General features: G+C 41.7%; 14 protein-coding genes, 1 pseudogene and 1 riboswitch. Of the genes and pseudogenes, 8 read left to right on the plus strand and 7 right to left on the minus strand.

What is annotated here, in order from left to right:
- Positions 1-292: 292 nt before the first annotated feature.
- On the plus strand, positions 293-3,130 hold the full coding sequence (locus CSC79_RS06985) for a hypothetical protein (RefSeq protein WP_099295124.1): 2,838 nt from the start codon (positions 293-295) through the stop codon (positions 3,128-3,130).
- Between the two features lie 87 nt (positions 3,131-3,217).
- Here CSC79_RS06985 and CSC79_RS06990 read toward each other — a convergent pair whose 3' ends face one another.
- Positions 3,218-4,375 carry a hypothetical protein gene (locus CSC79_RS06990; RefSeq protein WP_099295125.1) on the minus strand — a complete coding sequence of 386 codons (1,158 nt, stop codon included), beginning with the start codon at positions 4,373-4,375 and terminating at the stop codon, positions 3,218-3,220.
- Between the two features lie 305 nt (positions 4,376-4,680).
- Between CSC79_RS06990 and CSC79_RS06995 the strand changes: the two genes are divergently transcribed.
- Together CSC79_RS06995 and CSC79_RS07000 are read left to right on the plus strand one after the other, a co-directional pair.
- On the plus strand, positions 4,681-5,295 hold the full coding sequence (locus CSC79_RS06995; RefSeq protein ID WP_099295126.1) for a PQ-loop repeat-containing protein: 615 nt from the start codon (positions 4,681-4,683) through the stop codon (positions 5,293-5,295).
- 87 nt (positions 5,296-5,382) lie between these two features.
- A pseudogene (locus CSC79_RS07000) lies at positions 5,383-6,171 on the plus strand (PhzF family phenazine biosynthesis protein).
- On the opposite strand, the gene CSC79_RS07005 reads toward CSC79_RS07000, so the two are convergent.
- The 6 genes from CSC79_RS07005 to CSC79_RS07030 form a co-directional block, all read right to left on the minus strand.
- Complete coding sequence (locus CSC79_RS07005) at positions 6,162-7,415, minus strand: HAMP domain-containing sensor histidine kinase (protein WP_099295127.1); 1,254 nt, start codon at positions 7,413-7,415, stop codon at positions 6,162-6,164. The pseudogene CSC79_RS07000 and the gene CSC79_RS07005 sit on opposite strands and share 10 nt — an antisense overlap.
- Positions 7,408-8,757 (minus strand): sigma-54 dependent transcriptional regulator, encoded by a 1,350-nt coding sequence (locus tag CSC79_RS07010; RefSeq protein WP_237113979.1) that lies wholly within the window; start codon positions 8,755-8,757, stop codon positions 7,408-7,410. The genes CSC79_RS07005 and CSC79_RS07010 overlap by 8 nt, the downstream gene beginning before the upstream one ends.
- A 12-nt stretch (positions 8,758-8,769) precedes the next feature.
- Complete coding sequence (locus CSC79_RS07015) at positions 8,770-11,265, minus strand: ABC transporter permease (protein ID WP_099295128.1); 2,496 nt, start codon at positions 11,263-11,265, stop codon at positions 8,770-8,772.
- Positions 11,262-11,954 carry an ABC transporter ATP-binding protein gene (locus CSC79_RS07020; protein WP_099295129.1) on the minus strand — a complete coding sequence of 231 codons (693 nt, stop codon included), beginning with the start codon at positions 11,952-11,954 and terminating at the stop codon, positions 11,262-11,264. The genes CSC79_RS07015 and CSC79_RS07020 overlap by 4 nt, the downstream gene beginning before the upstream one ends.
- 10 nt (positions 11,955-11,964) lie before the next feature.
- Complete coding sequence (locus tag CSC79_RS07025; RefSeq protein ID WP_099295130.1) at positions 11,965-13,221, minus strand: HlyD family efflux transporter periplasmic adaptor subunit; 1,257 nt, start codon at positions 13,219-13,221, stop codon at positions 11,965-11,967.
- A 199-nt stretch (positions 13,222-13,420) separates the two neighbouring features.
- Positions 13,421-15,937, minus strand: a complete 2,517-nt coding sequence (locus CSC79_RS07030) for a zinc-dependent metalloprotease (protein ID WP_099295276.1) — start codon at positions 15,935-15,937, stop codon at positions 13,421-13,423.
- A 252-nt stretch (positions 15,938-16,189) separates the two neighbouring features.
- On the opposite strand from CSC79_RS07030, the gene CSC79_RS07035 reads away from it, so the two are divergent.
- The 5 genes from CSC79_RS07035 (at position 16,190) to CSC79_RS07055 (ending at position 24,248) form a co-directional block, all read left to right on the plus strand.
- Positions 16,190-17,368, plus strand: a complete 1,179-nt coding sequence (locus CSC79_RS07035) for an efflux RND transporter periplasmic adaptor subunit (RefSeq protein ID WP_099295131.1) — start codon at positions 16,190-16,192, stop codon at positions 17,366-17,368.
- 15 nt (positions 17,369-17,383) lie between these two features.
- Positions 17,384-20,554: an efflux RND transporter permease subunit gene (locus CSC79_RS07040; protein WP_099295132.1), complete on the plus strand. Its 3,171-nt coding sequence runs from the start codon at positions 17,384-17,386 to the stop codon at positions 20,552-20,554.
- Between the two features lie 310 nt (positions 20,555-20,864).
- A riboswitch (cyclic di-GMP riboswitch) is annotated at positions 20,865-20,949 on the plus strand.
- Between the two features lie 105 nt (positions 20,950-21,054).
- Positions 21,055-21,624, plus strand: coding sequence for a chitin-binding protein (locus CSC79_RS07045; protein ID WP_099295133.1), 570 nt, complete (start codon positions 21,055-21,057; stop codon positions 21,622-21,624).
- Between the two features lie 118 nt (positions 21,625-21,742).
- The gene (locus CSC79_RS07050) at positions 21,743-23,821 is read left to right on the plus strand and encodes a S9 family peptidase (protein WP_099295277.1); all 2,079 of its coding nucleotides are present in this window, start codon (positions 21,743-21,745) and stop codon (positions 23,819-23,821) included.
- Positions 23,822-23,849: 28 nt separating this feature from the next.
- A complete protein-coding gene (locus CSC79_RS07055; RefSeq protein ID WP_099295134.1) occupies positions 23,850-24,248 on the plus strand; it encodes a hypothetical protein in 399 nt (132 codons plus the stop codon).

The following is a 24,248-nucleotide window of genomic DNA, read 5'->3' on the forward strand; positions in this document are numbered from 1 at the left end:
GCTGTGTATTGGTATTAATGTTTCATATTCGCTGCTGTAAAAAAGCATCACTTTTATGTGCTCGTTGTGGCGTGTTAACAGTCGGATGTTTAATTACGTTGGCTATGTATAGTGGTGGTATTGGGCTGTTGAGGGCATTGCTAGTCTTTGTTGTTTCAGTGTTTATAGTCAGTTTACTCGTTAGCTTAGTGCAGCCTTTAGAGATTGAATAACACGTTTTTTTACATTTAAACACTCACTTTTTTTGTCGATTACGCGCATAATATCTGAAAATAAAATATCAGGGATCGTGATGAAAAAAGTACTCGCCACTCTATTTTTACTGCTCGCAACCAACCTCTATGCGCAAGCAAACTGGCAAACTATCCACACAGAACATTTTAATGTTCATTACACGCAAGAGTCTCATGATTGGGCTCTCTCCGCTGCAAATGAATTGGAAATAGTGCGGACTAAGGTGTTAGCGCAGCAAAATCGTGCGCTAGATGAAATAATCGATGTTATCGTTTTTGACCCTCTAAACAGCGCAAATGGGTTTGCGATTCCTCCCTCAACTAATCCTATGATGGCACTTTTTACAACACCTCCTCAATCTGACACTGTCGTGTCAAATACTGCCGGTTGGCAGCAATTACTCATATTGCATGAATATGTTCACTTGGTACATTTAGCACAACCTACACGCAGTGACTGGCGCCAAGCTATCAGAGAGGTGTGGGATATATACGATTTAACATATGAGTCTATGCCGCGTTGGGCCGCTGAAGGGTATGCAACGTTATTAGAGTCTAAAATGACAGGGCGTGGGCGGCTATATGATAATTACAGTGAAGCGATTTTGACCGAGTTTGCTCAGCAAGGTTCATTTCCTAGTTATGACCAGCTGAGTGATGTTGAGGGGGGCTATATGGCAGGTTCTATGGCTTACTTGTTAGGAGCTCGCTTTTTACGTTGGTTAGAGGAGCGTCACTCAGCAGATACATTAGATGCTGTTTGGACGCGTATGCAAGGGGTTAAAAAGCGTGATTTTGATGAGGCATTTAGCGGTGTATTCGGTGATTCTGCTAAGTCACTTTACCGTCGTTTCATTGCTGAATACACCTACAAAGCCATGGCTAAAGAGCAAACAGAAATTAAACCAAAGGGCACACTTTGGCTCGATTTAGCGTATCACGCTAGTAACCCTGCTTTATCGCCAGACAAGCAAAAAGTTGCGGTTGTTGAAAGGGATAAAGATGGTAAAACAAAACTCGTCATTTACAGTACAGAGCAAAATACGCAAGCGGCAGAGGAGTTTGCACAAACTCAGCAAGAGATTTTGAAGAACGATCCACTTGATATTGTAGATTCTGCCCCTGCGGTATTTAAACGAAAACAACAAAAAGTACTGAACCAAATTAATCGTGCGGGCATTCAAAATCCTCAGTGGCTAAATGATGAGGAGATATATTTTGGTGCGTACACACGTAATGATGATATTGAGAATACCCGAGTGGCGGATATTTTTAGCTGGCATGTTAGTACGGGCGAAGTAAAGCAACTCACTGAGCTTGCTGGGCTACGCCGCTTTAGTATTGCTGACAATGGCCAGACCTTATACGCTGAGCGTTCTCGTTCAGGTTACTCTGAACTGGTTAAATACGATATTCAAACGGCCACAGCCACGCCACTATTTAATAAAAGCTTAGAAGATGTATTTGATTACCCAGTACTTAGCCCTAATAAAGCTAAATTAGCTTATTTAAGAACAACCTATAATCACAATTGGCAGTTGTATATACAAGACTTTGACACTGGAAGCAGCCATCGAGTACCTATGCCAACAGGCTACCAATACTTGTCTCAGCCAAGCTGGGGGCATAATGGCCAATCGCTGTATTTTGTGGCGGGGTTGAATGGTGCACTGGATATTTATCGCTTTGATATAGCTGAAAATACATTAGTTCAAATGACCCAAGGCCAAGAAGCGGTCGCTTATCCTCAGGTTATGAGTGATGGCACTATTTTGTATCTAGCCATTACACATGAAGGGTTAGACTTTAAACAACTTGTACCTACCTACAAAGGCGAGGTTATAACCGAGCTTGCAACAAACACTCTCGCGCCGCAATTTATAGTTGAGAAGCACCAATTACCGGCAGCACAGGTATACACTGCAGAAGCTGGTAAATCGCTGGATTATGATCCGTGGCAACAAAATGCAACGGCAGCTTTGGGAGCGCAATATAACTCGGCTTCATCATCATTACTTAATGTAAGCCTAAAAGGCAGTGACTTACTCAAACAACTTGATTGGCAAATAGGCTACAGTGCCAGCCTTGATAATGAGGCGCTTTCAGGGGGATTTGCTGAAGTAAAATATGGATTGAACCAGCTTGAATATAACGCTAAGTTTTTTATGTTTGATATGGATGGCACAAAACAAGCACGTGCAACAAATAGCCCTAAATATGCCAAACAAGGTGGCTATGTTGATGCGAAATACTTAATTAGTGTCGGCCAACTAAAAATAACCCCCTCAATTGCATACAACTACACTGATATAGATACAAATTTAGGCAGTAAACGTAATCAGCAGTGGTTAAGAGCGAGTGTTTCACAGCGCTGGAATCATGACCGTCAATCATTTTCGATTGGTCAAAATATTCTTGCTCAATGGTATGAGGGAGATAATGATGAAGATGATTGGCAAGGTTATGATTTTGCAGCCAATGTTTTTGGTAAAGTGTATGACATTCCTTTATATGTGAACTACCAACAACGGCATCGTGATAATGCCAGTTTGACGCTTGGTGGTTATAGTTCGTCATTAATTGCTAACAATACCCATGCAGATTATGTGTTTGCGAAAGAACTTCCTTTTCATGCAACAACGGCAGAGCGTTACCTGAGCTACGGCGGTGGGGCAAGTTTCACCCAAGGGATGCCGTGGCTTTATTATCAGCAGCATCAAATTGACAGTGAAGTTTTTGCGCAAAGCTATGGCATTAAATTTCAAGACTCAATAGGCTTTGGCCTTGCAAGTGCGGGTATCAACGACCTTCATGTTGATTTTGGCCTGGCAAAAGTAGAAGGCGATAGCTTTGAGGATGAGTTAAGAGGATGGTTAGGCTTTTATTATTCTCTTTAATCTTGCAAATGCCTTGATGTATTTCAAGGCATTTTAACGACGACTTCAAACCGCTTATATTCTTAGTTGAAGTCGTTTGGGTTAGGCTTATTTTGATTTAGCAAATACTGACGCCAGCTTTGCAGCATATACATTGCGCTGCGTCTCATCTCGCTCAAGCTTCATCGCTTGCTCCAACAGCCTTTTAGTAGCACCTAAATGACCTTGTTGATAGCGAATTTTTGCTAATGCAACATAGGGCTCTGATAAATAAGGGGCTTTATCAATGGCTTGATTGATATATTTTCTAGCATGCAGGTATTGTCCGCTTAATGCCTCTGTTTCACCTAACACAATTAGCTGATAAGGATCTTTCTCAGTTAGATCCAATTTTTGGTTAATCTGTTCAACCAGCATCTCGTTGCCAATATCTTCAGCCAATGCTTTGTAATTGCTTAATAAGTTTAGGCTCTCTAGATGATGGTCAAATGCACTTTGGTAAATACGCTGAGTTGTTGCTTGATCATTCACGCGCTTGTGGAGAATAGCAGCTAAATTAAACAACTCAGGATCATTAGGCGTAAACGTATTGGCTTTCGTTAATAAGCTATAAGCTAAGTTGTAGTTTTCTTGCGACAGCGCTTCGGCTGCGAGATTAGCGTAATATTTCGCAATGAGGTCATTAATGTCTGCGCTACCAGAGTAAAAACTCCCTCTTGATGGGAAGTAATCAACGATGACACCTGGGCGGATAAAAACGATTTTGCCTTCTTGCTTTTCAAGCGGTTTATACAGCTTTGTTCTAAAGTGATTTGCAATAAACACCAAATTACCTTCTTTGGCATAAACAGGTTCGCTGGTCATTTCTTGAAAGGCTGTTTCAAGCCCAATAATATTGGCATACGCTTGAGTTACAATAGCTAGACTTATACAGTTGCCTTGGGCTTTCTCGAGTGTTTGCGAAGCCGTTAAGGTATCACCATGATAAGTAAACCCGCCCAAACTACTTTCAATGTAATTATATATAATGAGTTCGTCAGACTCGCCTAGTAAGCGGTTTGCCTTTACGTAAGCAATAAATTTTTGCTGTTCTTGCTGTGGGAGTTGAAAAAGCTGCTGCTCAGAAGGCACGGATTCAAGTGTGAATAGCGAATGATTAATCAGCTGTGTTAATGAAGGAACCTCCTGAATTGAGGACGCTTTGGGTGTGGTTGTTGAGGCGCACCCTGCGAGTAAGCATATAAAAAATATAAAAGAAAACTTCATAATCCCCCCGTTTATTTTTAAGTGACGCTGAAGGACACTTTTTAATTAAGCAAGAAAGTTAAACTGGGTTGCTCATCTCTTTCTTAATCAATTTGATGCTAAATGCGTTTAAAATCTATTCATACTGTAATGTAAACTTGCCAACAAAGCTTGTCTTTTTTTTCATCAATAGTTGCGTGTTAGATTTAGATCTATACAATGCCGCGCCTTACATAAATCAAACAAAAACAGTGGTTTACATTTTTGTTTTGTTTTATTTAAAAGTCCTTAACTTATTAACTGATTTGTAACTAGCGAGGTTTGCTTTGGCGCATTATTTGCCTATATTATCATCATTTATTTTAGTGTTTAGCTTTTTACCACTACTAAATAAAATCCGCAAAAACCGAAGTGTATCGGGATTATCATTATTGATGATGACGTTTGGCGTAGCGCAAAGTACGTACTTTATTACCTATAACGTGTATTTTGAGCGTTTTTACATGGTCTTACCCTTTGTCGTAACGGGTGGTTTAAGTGGCCTTATTTTGTATTACTTTGCGCGCTACAATGCCAAGCGTGAGCAGCGGATCCAGTTAGCAGCGATGCTAGGTTTTTCATTGCTTCCTTTTTTATTGCTGTTAAATCCTCAGTTAGAGGCTGCTCAAGTACTTACGTGGCTGACGTTTGTTGGCTTGATCATGAGCTCAGTGCGAGTAATGCCACAAACCTATAAAACACTTCGCAGTGGTGATATTAGCAATTTAAGTGCTCGCTACTTTAGCTTGCAGTTTATAGCGGGCTTATGTGGCTTATTTGCCGAACTTGCCATGGCGACCCCAAGTACCTCTCACATCTTAACGTTTGTCATGATACTGCTGACGAATGCTGCACAACTTGGCTGTATTCAATATTACAAAATGCGCCCAGTCGCAGCTTAGCTTTCTAAAAGTGAAATAATTTTGATGTTCAATTAGCTCCGTGTATGGCAACTTATCCTATAAAGGTTTCCATACACTGAGCTTTTAATGCAACTAACTATCCATCAAATTGACGCGTTTACTAATGAACTGTTTAAAGGTAACTATGCTGCGGTAATCGATGTTGAAGCGTGGCTCAGTGATGAGTTGATGCTCAAAATAGGCGCTGAGAATAATGTGTCTGAAACCGCGTTTACATGCAAACAAGCCGATGGAAGCTTTGCAATACGTTGGTTTTCACCGTTAATGGAAATAGACTTTTGTGGGCATGCAACACTTGCCGCTGCCTATGTGTTGTGCGAACAGCATGATGTGTCACAGGTACGCTTTCAGGCAGCCGCTGTGGGTGAATTGATAATAAATAAAAATGCCGATGGCAGTTTTGCCATGACATTTCCAAAGTAAGCGCCAGAGGAGATACAAATTATCCCGCCAGCACTTCTCAAAGACTTGTCTATACAACCATCTAAGGTGTTGAAAAATAGGCAGGTTTACTTTTCTATCTATGACAGTGAGCAGGATGTATTAAATCTTAAAACAGACTCAGGGTTACTTAAAACATTGCATCCATTTGATGTTGTTGCCACTGCGCCAAGCACGCAATATGATTTTGTTTCGCGTTATTTTTGGCCTGCCAACGGTGGTGATGAAGACTTTGTGACGGGCTCAATTCATACTGGACTTGCGCCTTATTGGGCGCAGCAATTTGCTAGAAACACGCTAAGCGCTTATCAAGCTTCAAGCCGGGGTGGGCATATGCAATGTGATGTAGGTGATGATGCGGTAACTTTAACAGGGCGAGCTGTACGCTACATGCAAGGCACAATTTATTTATAATTGTTCTTTGTGCCTTGTGGAAGTTTAATGGTGATTTGCGCGCCATGTTCGGTATTTGCTAACTGTAGCTGGCCGCTGTGCTTTTGCACAATATCATTACATAGCGCTAGACCAAGTCCGTGACCGGTTTTTTTAGTTGTATATAAAGGCTGGAGCGCGTTGTCTAGATTTGCAAAGCCAGGGCCGTTGTCGGTGAGCAGCAGTATTTGCATATTAGCTTGCTGAAAACACCTTAAAGTAATACATGGTGCACTATTAACGGCTTCAAATGTATTTTTAAATAGGTTAATTAATAGCTGCTCAATAAGCAGCTTATCAGCAAAGCATTGTGATTCACCGTCAAAGTTAAGGTGAATACTTTGCTCTGCTGCGTTTAGTGTAGCTAAAGTTTTTAAATTAAAGTCGTGTGGTTTTGCTGCGGGTAATCGACTCAGCTCAGAGTAGGCTTTTATAAACTGTAACAGTGATTCACTGCGTGATTTTACTCGCTCTAATACTTGTCTGGTTTGTTTTTCATTTAATGTCTCTGCACTTAGCAGTGTATCTGCCATGGATGCCATAGGGGTGATCGAGTTATTTAGCTCATGCGATAATATGCGAATTAAATCAGCTTGAGATTGGCGTTTAGCATTTTGCAGTTGGTGGCCAATATAGCTGGCTGTGATCACCGTTTGCTTTGCATCACTGAGCGCAATGCGTTGCACTTGCCAATCTTGATTTAATTGGGCATGGCGGCATTGTGCGTTTTTAACGGTAAAACCGCATTCGGCCATGCTCATACCGCGTAGTAATGGCATTTTAAGTTGTTGATACATAGGTTGATTGAAGAAAATAAGCCGCTCTTTTTCATTGAATACGGCGATTGGGTGCGGCCAATGATGAAATAGTCCATCGATCAAATGCGTTGCGTGTGGCATTGGCTTGTTAAACAGTGTGTCAATTTGTTCGCCGAGCATGGCCCATGGGGAGCGCGAGCCGCTAAAGCCCAAGCTGAGATTACTTTGCCCTTGCTGTTTTGCATCAATATAGGCTTGCAGTTGAGCGATAGGTGAAAAGTAAGCGTTAAATAACCGATAGATGCACATAATAAGCAGGTAACTTAAGCAAATAGCCAAGGTGGCAGTCAGCAGTAAGTCTTGGCTTAATTGATAAACCCAGCCAGTACTTGGCACGATAATGGCGCAAAAAATAGTTGCAAATATACTCATCACCTTGGCTTTATGGCTTATTTTAAAGTTACTCATCAAGCCCCTCTAGTTGATACTTTTCCATCCGTCGGTACAGCGCATTGCGTGAGATACCTAAGCTTTTTGCCGCGGCTGTAATTTGGTGGTTATGTTGTTTTAGTGCGTCAGTAATACGTTGTTTTTCAAGTTCTTCAAGTGTGAGTTTGGGAATTGATTGGTTTTGATTCGTTTGGCTATCCAACATTATTTGCGATAACTCGATGATGCTTCCCGTGCACATCAACATGGCGCGTTCTATCACATGGCTCAGTTCACGAATATTACCCGGCCAACCGTGGCTGCATAACAACTCTTCAACGTTTTGGGATAACGTGCAGGGCGGCTTATTATATTTAGCAGCAAAATGATTAATAAAATGTGTGGCGAGTGGCAAAATATCGTCTTTTCGTTCACGTAACGCAGGTAGGCGAATAACAAAGGTGTTTAAGCGATAATATAAATCTTGGCGAAATTGCCCATCAGTAATGGCTTTATAGAGGTCTTGATTGGTTGCGGCGATCAAGCGTACGTTAACTTGTTCACTGGCGTTTGCACCAAGCGGCGTAAATTCACCCGTCTCAAGCACTTGCAATAATTTAGGCTGTAAATGAACAGGTAAAGTGCCTATTTCATCCATAAATAACGTGCCACTTTTGGCGCGACTAAACGCCCCTATTCGGTCTTGTTTAGCGTCGGTGAATGCGCCTTTATGATGACCGAATAATTCACTTTCAAATAAAGACTCTGCAATAGCACCCATATTTAGGCTCACAAAGGGGGCTTGGTTGCGTGTGCTTAATTGGTGTATACGCTTGGCTAGTTGCGATTTCCCTGTGCCATTTTCACCTAAAATTAATAAGTTAGCATCGGTTGGCGCAAGCTGTGTAATCAGTGTATCGAGCGACTGCATTGCAAGTGAGCAAGCTATCCAATCACCTTGTGTAGGCGTTGTCGTAATGGGGTTAATGTGATTGGCTATCTGGTTGAGTAATTTTTCCTTTCGCCATGGTTTTTCAATAAAGTCTTTCGCGCCTTTTTGCAACCCGGTGACTGCCAGTTCAATATTGGCCCAAGCAGTCATTAGCATAATGGGAATACCCAAGGGGGTGATTTGTTCGAGTAGTGCAAGGCCTTCTTTACCCGAGGTGGTATCACGGGTGAAGTTCATGTCTAGTAACACCAGCGCAGGCGTTAACCGACCAAGCAATTGCATGCATTGAGTTGGCCCATCAGCTTCAACCACCCGATAGCCTGCTTGCTCGAGTAGCATCGAGAGTGCAAAGCGAATGTCATCGTCGTCATCAACGATTAAAATAGTATGTGGGATCATCGTGGTTTTAATGGCAGCGTGTGCTGCCATTACCTTAAAAGTTTATTGCTCTCTAAGCGCGCGCATAGGGTCTGCATTAATAATACGCCATACTACCAAAACAATGGCAGAAAAGACGATAGCAATCAATAAACTAGTAAAAATTGTGAGTGCTTGCCAAGAAAATGCGGGTAATAAAGGAATGGCGCTTTGCAGTGTTAAATAAAGACCACAGGCGAGGGTGATAGCAATAGCTAGCGCACTCAGTAGTAAGCCATTAAAGCTTTTTAACGTTCGTTTCATGAGGTTTAAGCGGCTTGCCCCGGTTGCCATACGTATAGCAAGTTCAAAGCGTTTTAACTCTGTAAAGCTCATTGCCATACCATTACTGCCCACGGCTGCAAGTAGCAAAGTTAAGAGAGACAATGCACTGATAAAATAAAATTGCACGCGTTGCGGCATGACTTGTTCATCCCAGCGTTCATCAAGTGTGCGTGCATCTACTTCAATAACTTGTGGGTGAGCATATTTAATTGCATGCATAATGGCATGTTTATCAAAGCGTTGCCCTGGCGGCAGTTGCATAGCAAGCGTGATCCCAAAATTCGGGGCATCATGTGAATAGCTGTAAAGCATGGTCGGATAACCCTGATCTTTAGCCATGATGGTGTAATTATCTGCGACCACTCCGATAATTTGACGAAGAGAAACTTCTTTACCTATTACCGATTCAATGGTGCCATCGGTGGACAATTGCTTAGCAAAGGTTTCGTTGATTAATGCCACGGGCTCTAAATTTTGATATTGCGTTTGGCTCATATTTTGCCCAGCCAGCAAGTTGAGCTTATAGGTCTGTAAATAATCGGGAGCAATGTTAATCGTCATATAGGTAAAGCGCTCTCGGGTTTGCTCATCCTCGGTCATATTAATAACAGTGTTAAAGTTAAAAGGTTCGCCTTGGCTTTGTAGTGAGGTGATACCAGGCTGCACTTGCAAAACGGCCTGTTCAAGTTGGTTTTTTATTTCAAGCGCACCCTGATAGCGTTGTTTTGTTTTTTGCTCTGTCGCGATAGGATCTTGTTTTGCTTGTTCCTCAATCTCTGCAGTATTTAACACAGGGTCATCGTTATTTTGTAGGCGTACATTGGCTATTAGCGTATTGCCTGGCTCAAAACCTAAGTGAATATTTAGCTTATCGTAGGCGGTATTTGCCAGCATAGCGGTGCCCGTTAAAATAACCGCAGCGGAGCTTAACTGTGCAATAAATAACACTTGACTAAGACGGGTCACTTTACCTGCATTGACACCCTTATTACCGTTATTAAGGTTGCTAATTAGTTGTGTTTGATCAAACTGACGGGTTGATAGAAATGCAAAAAATAAATTGATAATCAGCACAATTGCAACCGCAACAGCAATAGTTATTGCATCAATTTGCACCAGTTCAAGCATCGCGATATTACCGCCACTGATGATAGGTAATAATCTGATCAGCCAAGCGGCACCTAGCAAACCTAATACTGCGGCGAGTAAAAAGGTGCTCAGGTTTTCTAAAAAGCTCATTACTAATAATTTGTTGCGTGATGCGCCCATACATAACTGTGTGGCAAATTCTTGTTCGCGTTGTTGGTAATGGGCAATAAATAGGTTTAGTAGGTTGAGGCTTGCCATTACGAGTAAGATGACCACCGTTGCTAATAAAAACAACAGCATGGTTTGCTGATCTTCCATCAGGTTATCGCGATATAAGGTTGCCGTGCTTTCTGGGGCCATGCTCTCAAACATTTGTTTCATAGGGCCAAGCTGTTCACCTTGGTCAAGATAATACTGCTGCCAAAAACTCTCCATGTCATCGGCCGTAAATGCACGTTCGGTTTGGCGAAATAGGGGCAGCAGGCTGCCGTTGATAGACATTTGTGTCGGCATTGCTGCTTTTTCGGCTAAATCATAATAACGCCATACTTGCTGAGCATACTTTTCATCGTTATCGGAATTAAATGATGAAAAGTCACTGACCACTCCGCGAATTTGCAGTGATGTACCCTCTATTTGTAATGTTTGACCTATGGCGTTTACGCTTTTTTGAAATGCGCTTTGCCATAAGCTTTGTGAGATCCATACCGAGTTTTGTGTATTGACGTTGTTTGGCTGCTCACCTAGTAGTAACGTACCTCCAACTACTGGCATAAAGTTATGACTGGCATCGAAGCGTGAGACGGGGTAATTCGTTTCGTTTACAGTTACCGCACTTTCGTCAGCTTGGTATGCAGCAAACTGGCCATATCCTTTGTATTGCTCAGCTAATAATGCCAAGCGTTTAGCAGTAAACATAGAAACACGCATATCTTCTGAAACCGCCATGGTGCGGTTAATAACATACAGGTTTTTTTCGTCTTTTATATCAGGTAAAGGCTTAAATATAAGGTGGCTGCTCATAGCGACAACGGCAAGTACCGCAGCCAATGTTAAGCTTAGTGTAAGCAAGATGGGCAGTGACAAGCGTGGCAATGTAAATAACCGTAAAACACCGTGGCGCAGTGCGCGAAGATAAAAACTCATGCGACAGCCTCCTGATGCTCAACCAATACTTTACCATCGAATAAACGAATTTGACGCTGCGCCATTTGGCTATAACGTTCGTCATGCGTCACCATTACAACGGTGGCGCCTTGCTTGTTTAAATCAAGCAACAGTTGCATGACAGCATCGCCGTTTTGGCTATCTAAGTTACCGGTTGGTTCATCGACTAGCAGTAAATCAGGGTTGCCTACTAAAGCGCGGGCAATGGCAGCACGTTGCTGTTGCCCACCAGATAACTGATTTGGTTTATGGTCTAAGCGTGCACCCATGTTTACCGCAGCCAGTTGCTTCTCGACTGCTGCCTTTATAGTACTGCTCAATGCTCCGCGGTGCTCAAGTGGCAGTGCTACATTTTCAAATACAGTTAAGCTATCAATTAAATTGAATGACTGAAATACATAGCCAATATGCTTGTTACGTACGCTAGATCGTTGATCGATTTTAAGGCTCTGTGTATCAATATTAGCTAATTGGTAATGACCATCCGTTGGGGTGTCTAGTAGGCCTAAAATACTGAGTAAGGTAGATTTACCGCAACCTGATGCGCCAGAAATAGCGATGAACTCACCTTTATTTATCGTTAAAGATACATCTTGCAAGGCATGCGTTTTAACTTGGCCTTTGCTATACACTTTATTGATATTATTAATTGTTACGAGTGCAGTCATGATATTTTCCTTAAAGTTTTGAAGTATCTAAAGCCAAGTGGCTGTAATTATGCCATTGGCTTAAATCATTTGTGATAATTTTTTCGCCAGCAATGGCCCCCAGGGTAATGATCAGGTCAGTACCCGTTAGCTCGCCAAAGGTAATTTGCTGCTGGTGTAGTTGTGGTTGGTTAGGAATGTGTTTATAGAGTTGTTGTGCGCCAAGTGGTTTTAGACCGGGTTGTTGGCTTACATACAAGGCGTTTTCTTTACGCTCAACAAATACGAGTGCATTAACTGGTTGTGCTGGGCGTAAGCTGCTTGGTAAGGGGCCGCTTAGGTGGACTTCTGCAACAATAAAGCCGTTTTCAACCACAGAGGCAAGTTGTTCAACGGTCCCTTTTAGCTTGCCTGTGGGGTGTTTTAACTCAACAGCCGCGCCAAGTTGGATACGCTCAGCAATGCGTTGTGGGATATTCAGCGTTGCCATTAATTGCGTTTTTGAACCAACGCGCGCCATTGCTTGCCCTTGATTTACCCGCTCCCCAAGTTCAATATCTAAACGTTGCAGGGTGCCAGCCATTCCTGTGGTGATGGTCAATGCCGCTACTTTACTGCTGACTAAGTCGACTTGTTTTTGTTGCTGCTTTAATAAAATTTTTTGTTGCTCAAGCTCTAACTTGTGCATTTCTTTTTGTTTTTCAAAGCGGTAATTTGCAAACTCTAAACGCTTTCTTAGCTGGTTATGTTTAAGAATAGCGCGTTCTAAATCAATTTTGGCCGCAATGCCTTGATCTGATAGGCGCTGGTTTACATCAACATCTAATTTAGCGCCTTGTATCTGGCTATCTATATCAGCGAGTTCGGCTTGGAAGGTGAGTTGCTCGTTTTGTTTTTGAAATTTAAAGGCCGCAAATTCAGAGTTCATGCGTTCAAGCTTTGCTTGTGCTTCAAATTGTTGCTGTTCTAGATCTGGGTTTGTGAGCTTAGCAATAATTGTGTCGGCTTCAACATCAGCGCCAGCGCGCAGGTAAATTTCACTGACTTGGCCTGTCGCGGGAGCACTGATCAGGCGCTCATAGCGTGAAGCGTATTGACCATATACGGGTGTCATAATATCGATATCACCTTGCTTAACAGTAACGACATTAAGCATGTCTGCGTTAAGTTGTGGTGTGGTAGGTTTAATTGTGAAATAGCCTACAAATGTGACAACCACAAGCACTGCCATAATCAGCGTGCGTTTAAATCTGTTTGGTTTTGTTTTTTGGTCAATATTGATGTTCATTATCTACTCATCATTTTGGTTGATACAGTCGATAATGAAAATTTGATGCCAAAATTAAATATGCTTTAATTTCAGTGTCTTAAGATTTTGTTTCGCTTTTTTAAAAGAAAGGATGTTCGATATCGAACACGGGACTGTTCGGTTTTGAAAACAAAAAAAGCCGCACTTGAAGTGCGGCTTAATATTATTGCATAGTGTTTTATGCTTCGAGCGCTTTGCTGATTAAGCGGTCGATATATTGCTTATGCGCTTTAGTTGCCGTATCAGCACCCCATGGGGTACTGCTATCTGCAATTTGTGTTAGCTGATAAAGCGCAGCTGTTCTTGCTAAGTTGTCGTGCTTACTCGCTTTACCCAGACCCGCAATTGCAATTAGCTGATTTACATATTGAATTTGTAAGTTATGGCTAATTGAGTTTGCTTCTTTAGTATCAACAAAAATACTTGCTGTTAAATCGCCCATAAACTGATTTAAGCTGTATTCATTGCCGTACAGTGCGGTATCTGAAATACGCTGCATTACAGCTGGATGTAATAGTTGTGCAAGCACAGACTTTTGCATTCCTAAAATCATTTTATGTGGTTTTGGATCTTCGTTTTTACCGTAATGATTAAAACCACGACGCTGCTGCTGCATATAGTTATACAGTGGCTTCATGCTGCTTAGTACATCTGGTGCAAATACGTTCTTAGCTAAAATTTGCATCGCTTGCTGCTGACGCTCAAGTGGCACAGGAGTAAATGGTTTTACATCGTCATTACCACCAACGACTGCACGTTCGACATACACACCACCGATTTGGCGAGAAATGACGTTAGCTTGCGCTCGGTATTGGCCAAATAGGCTGTTTGCAGAAATAAGTAGCTGTTGGTGAGATTCACCTTCAACGCGCGCTGTGTCTTTTAATTCAGAGAACAGCTTGTTGATCAGCGCCATTCTGTCTGCGCCGTAAGCCGCTGGGTTTGATGACATATCACCAATCATTACGCGTGGATCAATGTGACGACCTGGTGCACGCATATCATCGGCATCGTTACCAAAAGCAAGTTCATGCTCTGTTGAGCGGGCAAGAATCTGCTCTAGGCGTTGTTGCTCGGCAGCATCATCTGCAAGTGCTTGGCTGTAACCAAATTCAATAGCCCAATCATCATATGGACCCGGTTTAGTTTGGAAAATATCACCTTGTTGCATGCCAATAGGGGCAATATTAGCTGGGGCATAATCCATTACTGAACCTGTGACAATACCTTGTGTTTTGGCTTTATCGTGGACTTCTTTTTCATCCCACAAGATAGATGATTTCATATTGTGGTTTAGGCCTAGAGTATGACCAACTTCGTGCAGTACTAACTGTGTTAAACCTTGGCGTAAGATTTCTTTGTCTTCAATACTTGCGCCTGTTGAAAGACTATTGGCCAACATCATATTTTGTTGAATTTCGTGTCCTAAAGAACAGTTTAATTCGCCAGTACTTACAGGGTTGTTGCTGTGGCTCATAGTACCTTGAGTAAACAGCGTGTCATAGATCCAACGGTTCTTCATGAATACAAACTCAAGCATGATATCTGAGCCAAGTATTTCACCGGTTAATGGGTTGGCAAGTGCTGGGCCGTAGCCGCCAAATGGAGGTTTAGGCGAAGATGTCCAACGTAGTACGTTGTAGTTAATATCGCCAGCATCCCAGTCTGCATTATCAGGCTGAATTTTCACTTCGATGGCATTTTTAAAGCCCGCTTTTTCAAATGAGCTGTTCCAAGCCAATGTGGCTTCTTTAATAGTGTCGCGCCATTCAATTGGCGTAGTGTTCTCAATCCACCAAGTAATTGGTTTAACAGGCTCTGATAGTGCTGCGCTTGGGTCTTTCTTTTGCAAGTCCCAACGTTTAATTACATCTTGATAAGGGGCCCAATCTGGCGAGGTCATTTGGTCAAACTGATTAGTGAAATAACCAATACGTGCATCGTCAATACGAGGTTGGTAGTCGTTCTCTGGTAAGGCTACAAATGAATGCTGTACTTTTACTGAGACATTACGCGGGTCACTAACTGCGCTTGAGCCGCGAACGCTTGGGTTAGCATTTTCAAATACATAATCAACAACAACATCTAGGTTATTTGCGTATGGGCGCTGTTTAATAATACGTGACTTTTTAGCGCTTAATTTACCGACTTTAAAACGCTTTTTAGCATTTTTATCGTTCGGGTTTGGCCATGGCGATACTTTGTGCAGTGCTTCACTTAAAAATAGTTTATCTACCTTAAAGGCAATTTTTTCTGCTTCGTGTTTTTCAATTTTGATACTGGCAAGTACGGCTTCGCTGATATTGGCATCGGCTGCTTTAGCAATGGCGCTGTTTTCATCAAACTGGTAGCGTGGAGTTTTGCTGATAATATCAATACGGTCAAAGTACTTTCTAAACTCAATTAGCTTCGTTTCACGGTACGCACCACGAAAATGCCCTGCATCGGTTACACCATCAACAGTATGTGCAAAATATACAAAAGGTGTATCAAGTTGAGACTCATTGATAACCATTAAGTGGTCACCGGTTTTTTCGTCCTGATATAAGCTAAAGATACCCGCAAATTCAGTTTTGTCTTTAATTAATTCGGCAATTGTTTTGTCTTTTTTGTCATCTTTTTTGTCTGCAGCTAATGCGTGGCCGCTGGTCGCTAAAGCTAAACTTAATGCTAGCGTAAGGGTGGTTAATTTCATTTTCTGCTCTTTTTGGCTTGTTAAAATCATCTGGATTGTACCGAACTTAGTCATATAAAAAACACATCTAAGATGAAAGGAAAGTTTTTAGAGTTATCTTCTTGAATTTTATAAATTGTTTTTTTGTATCAAAATATAACAAGCGGCTAATATAATTAGATGAGTTTTTGTAACAGTTACTTACAAATGTCACGTTAATGTTTCATCTAGCTCTGTTATTATGGTCTCAGTAAAAAATTAAGGAGATTAATTATGCGAACAACGTTACTTAAAGGGATCCTTCCTTTTGTGATTCTGGGCTTTGGTGTCGCTGGATTCATGGCAATTAATGCCATTGCACAAGAGACAGAGAGCAAAGAGATAGTAGACACACGCCCTACGGTAGAAGTTGAGCCTGTATCTGCTAATAACCACCAAGTGGTTATTAATAGTTATGGTGAGGTTAAGCCGCTGGAAAGTACACGTTTATCTGCGCAAGTGTCTGGTGAAGTGGTAAGTTGGCACCCTAATTTTGTTGCCGGTGGTATTGTGGCACGCGGTGAAACCTTGTTTACCATTGAAAAAGACAATTATGAAGCTGCATTACTACAAGCTGAGGCTGAACTGGCGCAAGCGCAAGCACAATTAATTGAAGAGCAAGCACAGGCTAAAGTAGCAGAAGATGAAGCGAAGCGTTTTCCAAATAAAGAGCGAACAGCGCTTTTTTTACGTGAACCGCAAGTACTTAGTGCACAAGCATCTGTGAAGTCAGCTCAAGCACGTTTAAAGCGCGCGCAACGAGATTTAGATAACTGTGAAGTAACTGCACCTTACGATGCATTAGTAGTTAGCCGAGAAATTGGTGTTGGTCAGTATATCAATATGGGCTCTCAAGTAGCTGAGCTAAATAACATTGAATCAGCAGAAGTTATTATTCCAATTGCAGGCTTTGACAGCGTATTTTTACCAGAGCGTGTAAAAGGCGTTAAAGCAACAGTGATTAAATCTGGTTTACATGGCTTTAGTCGCGAAGCGCAAATCGACCGCGATTTAGGGATTGTTGACACAGCAACACGTATGAGTAGCTTGGTTGTTCGCATTAATGACCCATATGGATTAGCTAACAAACACCCAGCGATTAAATTTGGCACGTATGTGCAAGTTAACTTTGCAGGCGCCATGCTTGAAAATATTTATCGTTTGCCGCAAGAGTTGGTTAACAACCAAACAGTGTGGATTGTGAACGCTGAGCAGCAGCTTGAGGCGCGTAAAGTAAACGTTGTGCGTGAAGAAGGTGAGTATTTTTACATTAGTGATGGCTTAGAAGCTGACGATAGGCTAGTTGTAACGCTACCAGAGTACCCGCAAAAAGGGATGGCGGTAAAAATTGCAGGTATGCCTGACGTTAAACAAAATGAGGCACTTCAAAGTGCTGACACAGAAAAGCTTTAATAGGGTGACTGCGTTATGAATAACACTGAACTACCCAGCTCTGAGCAACCACAAGCTGCTCCAAAACACGAAAAGCAAACTGGTATCATAGCCTATTTTGCTAATAACTCAGTTGCAGCTAACCTGATGATGTTTTTTATTATCATCATGGGTGTTATTAGCTTTTTCACCATGCAACGTCAGATGTTTCCAAACGTTGAAATTAATTACATTTCTATTAATGCTAACTACCCAGGGGCATCGCCTCAGGAGATGGAAGAAAGCATTTTAATTAAGATTGAAGAGTCTCTAAAAGACATTACAGAAATAAAGAAAGGGGTGTACCGCTCATTTCGTAACGGCGGGAGTGCCCAGTTAGAAATTAATACCGACGCTGAATTAAGTGAAGTGCTTGATAAAGTGAAGCTACGCGTTGACGGTATTGCGACTTTTCCAGCAGGTATGGAACCGGTCACCATAAGTCAAATTGAGTTTCGCCAAGATGTTATTGGTATGACACTGGTTGCTGATCTGCCGCTAAGCGAGCTTAAACCGATTGCTAATCGCATTGAAGATGAACTCTTGCAGCTTTCAAACGTATCGCTGGTGGTGAATGATGTGCCACTGGATGAAATTGCAATCGAAATCGAACCTGACACTTTGCGCCAATACAACCTCACGCTCAATGATGTTTCTGCTGCAATTCGTCGTTACTCTGCAAACTTTTCAGCGGGCCAGTTAAAAACTGATGCCGGTGTTATTTCTGTTCGCGTTGAGAACCAGTTTTACTCTGGCGAAGAGTTTCGTCAAATCCCTGTAAAAATAGGCAATAATGGAGCGAAGGTGCTGCTGCAAGATATTGCGGTAATTAAGGACCAGTTTACGGAAGGTGAGCGTTACTTTAAGTTTAACGGTGAGAATGCGGTTTATTTGTCGGTAAAAGCAACAGAAGATCAAAACATGATTCCTGTTGCAGAATCAGTGAAAGCTTTTATTGAGCAAAAGAATAAAGACCTGCCATTAGGCGTGCGTTTAGTACCACTAATGGACATGACTTACTACCTCAATGCCCGTTTAGATATGATGTTGTCGAACCTTTTACAAGGTGCGGTATTAGTGGCAATTATGTTATCCATCTTCTTACGCTTTAAATTGGCGTTATGGGTAATGATTGGCCTTCCAGTGTGCTTTTTAGGTGCGATGATGATGATGCCGTTGTTTGGTGTCACCATTAATATTATTTCATTGTTTGCGTTTATTATGGTGCTAGGGATTGTGGTGGACGACGCCATTGTCATCGGTGAAAGTGCCTATACCGAAATAGAGAAAAAAGGCGGTGGTGTTGTCAATGTCGTCAATGGTGCTAAACGCGTTGCAACGCCTGCGACATTTGGCGTATTAACAACCATTGCAGTATTCGCTCCCTTCACACTATCAAGCGGCCCTGAAAGTGCGTTCTTTTATGGAATTGCTGTTATCGTCATTCTGTGTTTAATTTTTAGTTTGATTGAATCAAAACTTATACTACCTGCACATATCGCGCATACCCACTTTTCGCCTATTAATCCAAATGGATGGCGTGCCCGTTTTAACAATCGCTTTTTTGGCTTTGTTAATGGACCCTATAAGCGTTTTGTAAAACGCTGTGTGGAATGGCGTTGGGCAGTATTGTTTTCGTTCATTGCGTTGCTTATTTTGACCTTTGGACTAATTTCATCAAATCAAGTTCGTACGGTGCCAACACCAAAAGTACCACATGATTTCCCGCAGATTAATTTGGAGATGAATGATAACGCATCTGATATTCAAACCATCAACGCGATCCGTGAAATTGAAGCCATGGTGCTTGATGTGGATAAGCAAACAGAGCGTGAATTTGGTCAAAAAATAGTGCGTGACTTACTGGTCTTTAACCAAGGTCGTACTGAGGCACAATTATTAGCTCCGCTCGTTGAAGAAGACTTACGCCCATACAATGCATTTGAGCTATCACGTCGTTGGCGCGAGGCAATGCCTAATATCGCAGGTGTTAAGTCGTTGACGATCCAAGATGATGTGAATGGCGGGGGCGGCAATGGTGAGTTTGGTTACTTACTCTTCGGCTCCGATATTGATACTTTAAATGACGCAGGTCGTCGCTTTATTCAGCTATTGCAACAGCAAGAAGGGTTGTTTGATATTAGTTCAACGATCGATCCTGCAAGCAAAGAAGTACAAATGAGCTTAAAACCTGTTGCATATGACTTAGGGTTAGACTTAGCTTCCATTGCCAACCAAGTTGGCGCTAGCTTCTACGGTGGTGAAGCGCAGCGTGTTATTCGTGGTGGCGAAGAAGTACGTGTAATGGTGCGTTACCCTAAATTAACACGTGAAGCATTTTCATCACTTAAGCATGCTGTTGTAACGACCCCTCAGGGTAAAGAAGTATTACTCGGTGATGTGGTTGAGTTAACTGAAAAACCGGGGATTAGTTATATTCGTCGTGAAGGTGGCTATCGAACGGTTTATGTCTATGGCAGTATCGATGAAGAAGTCATTGAGCCAGGTGAAGTCGTTAAACAAGTAAAAGACAACTTGCTACCACAACTTAAGGAAGAGTTTCCAAGCGTAAAATCTGAGCTAGGTGGTGCTATCGAGGAGCAGCAAGCGCAAGCCAACGAACAAATCATGTTTTTTATTGGCGGCATGTTCTTGGTGTATATTTTACTCGCTGTACCGTTAAAGAGTTATTCGCAGCCATTAATTGTTATGTCGGTTATTCCGTTTAGCTTAACGGGTGCTATTTGGGGCCATTATTGGTTTGGTTTGGATATCAGTTTAATGTCAGGCTTTGGTTTAATCGCTGCCGCTGGGGTTGTGATCAATGACTCGCTGGTAATGACTGACTTTGTTAACCAAGCACGCCGTGGTGGAATAAGCGTGAAAGAAGCGGTTATTGAAGCAGGCTGTGCCCGCTTTAGGCCAATACTGCTAACTTCAATTACGACATTTGCCGGTGTTTTACCTATAATGTTTGAAACCAGCTTACAAGCGAAGTTTGTGATTCCAATGGCTGTTGCACTTGGTTTTGCCGTAATGTTCGCAACGCTGATCACTTTATTATTAGTACCGTGCTTGTACATTATATTAAGTGATATTCGCGGGTTCTTTCGCGGTATATTTAATAAAATTAAAGGTCTATTTCAGCGTAAAAAACAACTCGCTTAAGTATTCTTGAACAGCAAATAAATAGCCAGTGCATTTTGTACTGGCTTTTTTTTAGTCGGTTTTAAGTGCTAGTTTTTATATACCCAAACCACCTCAAAATGCAGAGTAAAGCGCTTCACAGGGCTTAATATCAAGGCGTTACTTTGTAAAAATGACAGTCCCGTTTAAAAAGGAACAACGATAAGAGTAAGTGCCTATTAAACGCTCAAAGGCTTGGTTTAATTTCAACTTGAACTCGTACCTTGAGATGACTTGTATATAGTTGATTACATTCTTTTGTTTGATATTTGTATAGTGGGGCACTATAATCCAATTGTTTTGGCAAACTAGTCGAAAGATTAGGACGCAAAGTTTCCGATCTAAGGTTTTAAAACTAAGATAGCGGGGCTGCTACACATAGTTATTGTCTTATTGTGTACCTGCGTTATTAAAAAGTATTTCTTTTGCCCTTTAAATGTTAGATAGTACCTATTAAGTGTTATTAAGGTGTCGCTTTGTTTATGCATTCGTCATTGACCTGCGGAGAGTGGTCGACAATAGGTTGCTTAAATCATCATACCCGATTATTTGTGGGTGATATGGTGACGGTAACTTTTTATGACGCGCAAGGAGAGCTAGTCGATTTATCATTTGATTATAAGATTACCAGCAGTGAGCAAGGTGAGCCGCAGAGCTGGCCGCGATATATAGCGGAACATATCAACATGTATATTCCGCTCGTGGAAGCGGGCAAAATGACAGAGCATGGTTTGGTTGTTGCTTATCGCTCTAATCAGATTTATGCCCTTAAAGGATCGGGTATTATAAATGCAGAGCTGACCTTTCACTGTATAGCTCAATGCGACAACGAGAAAAAAGATGAACCTGCGTATGACTATGTTTACCCAAACAAAAGTTGCGATTATAATGCAGGTGTTAAAGTTTTACAGCCCAAAACAGGGTTGATCTACAGATGCAAACCTTGGCCATTTGACCAGTTTTGTAAAGTAAAAGAAGAAAGTAACCCGCTTTATGAACCCGGCGTAGGTCAAAGTTGGGGTTTAGCATGGCAGCAGGTGTCGTGCAATTAAACAGTTCCCTCTGATGCTATTTAGCATTTTTATGCCCACTCATTTTGAGTGGGCTTTTTTATGCGTATTTAAAAAATATGGTAAACTGGGCTCAACAAAAACTTTTACTGGCTCAGCTGTGTCTCAACAAAATTTATCATTATCTGCCCTTTCTAACGCGCCGCGTGCGCGCAAGCAACCACACGCTTTAACAACACATAATAAAACACGTATTGATGATTATTATTGGATGCGTGACGATAATAGAGAAAATAGCGAAATATTGGCGCATTTAAAAGCAGAGAATGATTATTGTGACAAGCAGCTTGCGCCAATGAAACCGCTTCAAACACAGTTATTTGAAGAATTAAAAGGGCGAATAGTAAAAGACGATAACAGTTTTCCGGTTAAAGATGGCCAATTTTGGTATCACGCAGAAGTGCGTGGTGATGATGAGTATGCCCGCCACTATCGCAGCCGCGATATTACCATGCAAGATAAGCAAGTCTTACTTGATGTTAATAGCCTTGCACAAGGGATTGAATTTTATGAACTTGGAGAAGTGGCTGTAAGTCCTAATGAGCAGTTGCTTGCTTATTCAGAAGATACTGAAGGGCGCCGTATTTATGCGATTAAATTTAAATCTATTGATGAAGACGCGTTATTGGATGATGTGTTGGAAAACACAGAAGGCCAAGTTGTATGGGCAAATGATAACAAGACGGTTTTTTACGTAAAAAAAGATCTCAAAACGCTGCTCGGCTTTCAGGTGTTTCGCCATGTGCTAGGTACACCACAAGCAGACGATGTATTAGTATACGAAGAACACGACAGTAGCTTTTTTATGGGGCTGGGTAAAAGTCGCGATGAAAGTTTAATTATTATTGATTTAGCATCCACAGAAACCAACGACACTTGGGTGCTTGATGCAGACCAACCTCTAGGTGAGTTTAAGCAGTTAATGCCGCGCGAAGAGGGTCATGAATTCGATATTGATAAACTCGGCGACACCTTTTATATCGTGAGTAATTGGCAGGCTAAGAACTTTCGCTTGATGACCGCCACTACCGCTACAATATCGGATAAAGCATTATGGCAAGAGCACACGGCTCATCGTGACAATGTATTGTTAGAAGGCGTTGAAATCTTTGATGAGTTTTTAGTTCTCACTGAACGAGAACTGGGGCAAACACGTTTTATTGTTGTAGATAACTTACAACAACGAATGGCGTTAGCGTTTGATGACCCGTGTTATTATGCCGCTATAGCGACTAATCCAGAGAGTAGCGCTAAAACAGCGCGTATTTATTACTCAAGCTTAACGACACCGGGTTCACTGTATGAAGTTGACTTAAGCAGTGGTGAAAAAACACTTTTAAAACAACAGCAAGTTTTGGGTGACTTTAACCCTTCACATTATGGCTCAGAGCGCATAATGGTAGCAGCACGAGACGGTAAAAGTGTGCCTGTTTCGTTAGTGTACCGTAAAGACACCTTTGAGAAAGACGGAACGAACCCATTATTTCAATATGGCTATGGCGCCTACGGTATAACAATTGATCCTAGTTTTTCGAGTGCTTCTTTAAGCTTGTTAGATCGCGGGTTTGTGTACGCAATAGCGCATGTTCGCGGCAGTGAAATGTTGGGTCGTCATTGGTATGAACAAGGCAAAAAGCAGGATAAGCAAAATAGTTTTAATGATTTTATTGACGTAACAAAAGCGTTAGTTGAACAAGGTTACGGCGCAAAAGATAAGGTATTTGCCTCGGGTGGTAGTGCTGGTGGCTTATTGATGGGAGCGGTTGTTAACCAAGCGCCAGAACTCTATTTAGGAGTGGGTTGTCATGTACCATTTTTAGATGTGCTAACGACCATGCTTGATGAGTCAATCCCACTTACCACAAATGAATACGATGAGTGGGGGAATCCGAATGATCCAGCGTATTACGATCTAATTGCTGACTATTCACCGTATGATAATATTAAAGCGCAAGCTTACCCACATATACTAGTCACAACTGGCTTACACGACTCTCAGGTACAATACTGGGAGCCAATGAAGTGGGTGGCGAAAATGCGTGAATATAAAACTAACAAAAACGTGTTAATCTTTAAAACAGATATGGATGCAGGCCATGGTGGTGCATCGGGACGATTTAAAAGCTTAGAAGAAAAAGCATTGGAGATGGCCTTTTTCATAAGCCTTGCTAATTTGTAAACATAAAGCAGTTTACTGAGGTTCTCACATGTTTAAACCACATGGCAGTTGGCAATACACTATTGAGGCCCCTGTTATCTACATTAAGATTTCAGGGTGCTTTAATCGCGAAGGTGTTTTAGGGTTTGTTAAAGACGTGCAGACTGCGATTTCTGCATTGCCAGTCGGTACAATTGAACAAGCCGTTATTCATTTAGCTGAATTTGAGCTGGCAACAGCAGATAGTTTAACAATAGCCAGAGAGTACTTCCGTGGTGTTAAAGAGCGCGGTTATAAGCAGGTAGATTATATTAGCACCAGTGCGATTGCTAAAAGTATTTTAGAAAGCGTGTGGAGTGGTAGTGGAATGAATATTAATTTTTATTCTACTGCGCATAACTACCTAGCAGACTATCCAGATAGGGTATATGTAAAAAACTGGCTGTGA

Source organism: Pseudoalteromonas sp. 3D05, from assembly GCF_002723455.1.
GTDB lineage: Bacteria > Pseudomonadota > Gammaproteobacteria > Enterobacterales > Alteromonadaceae > Pseudoalteromonas.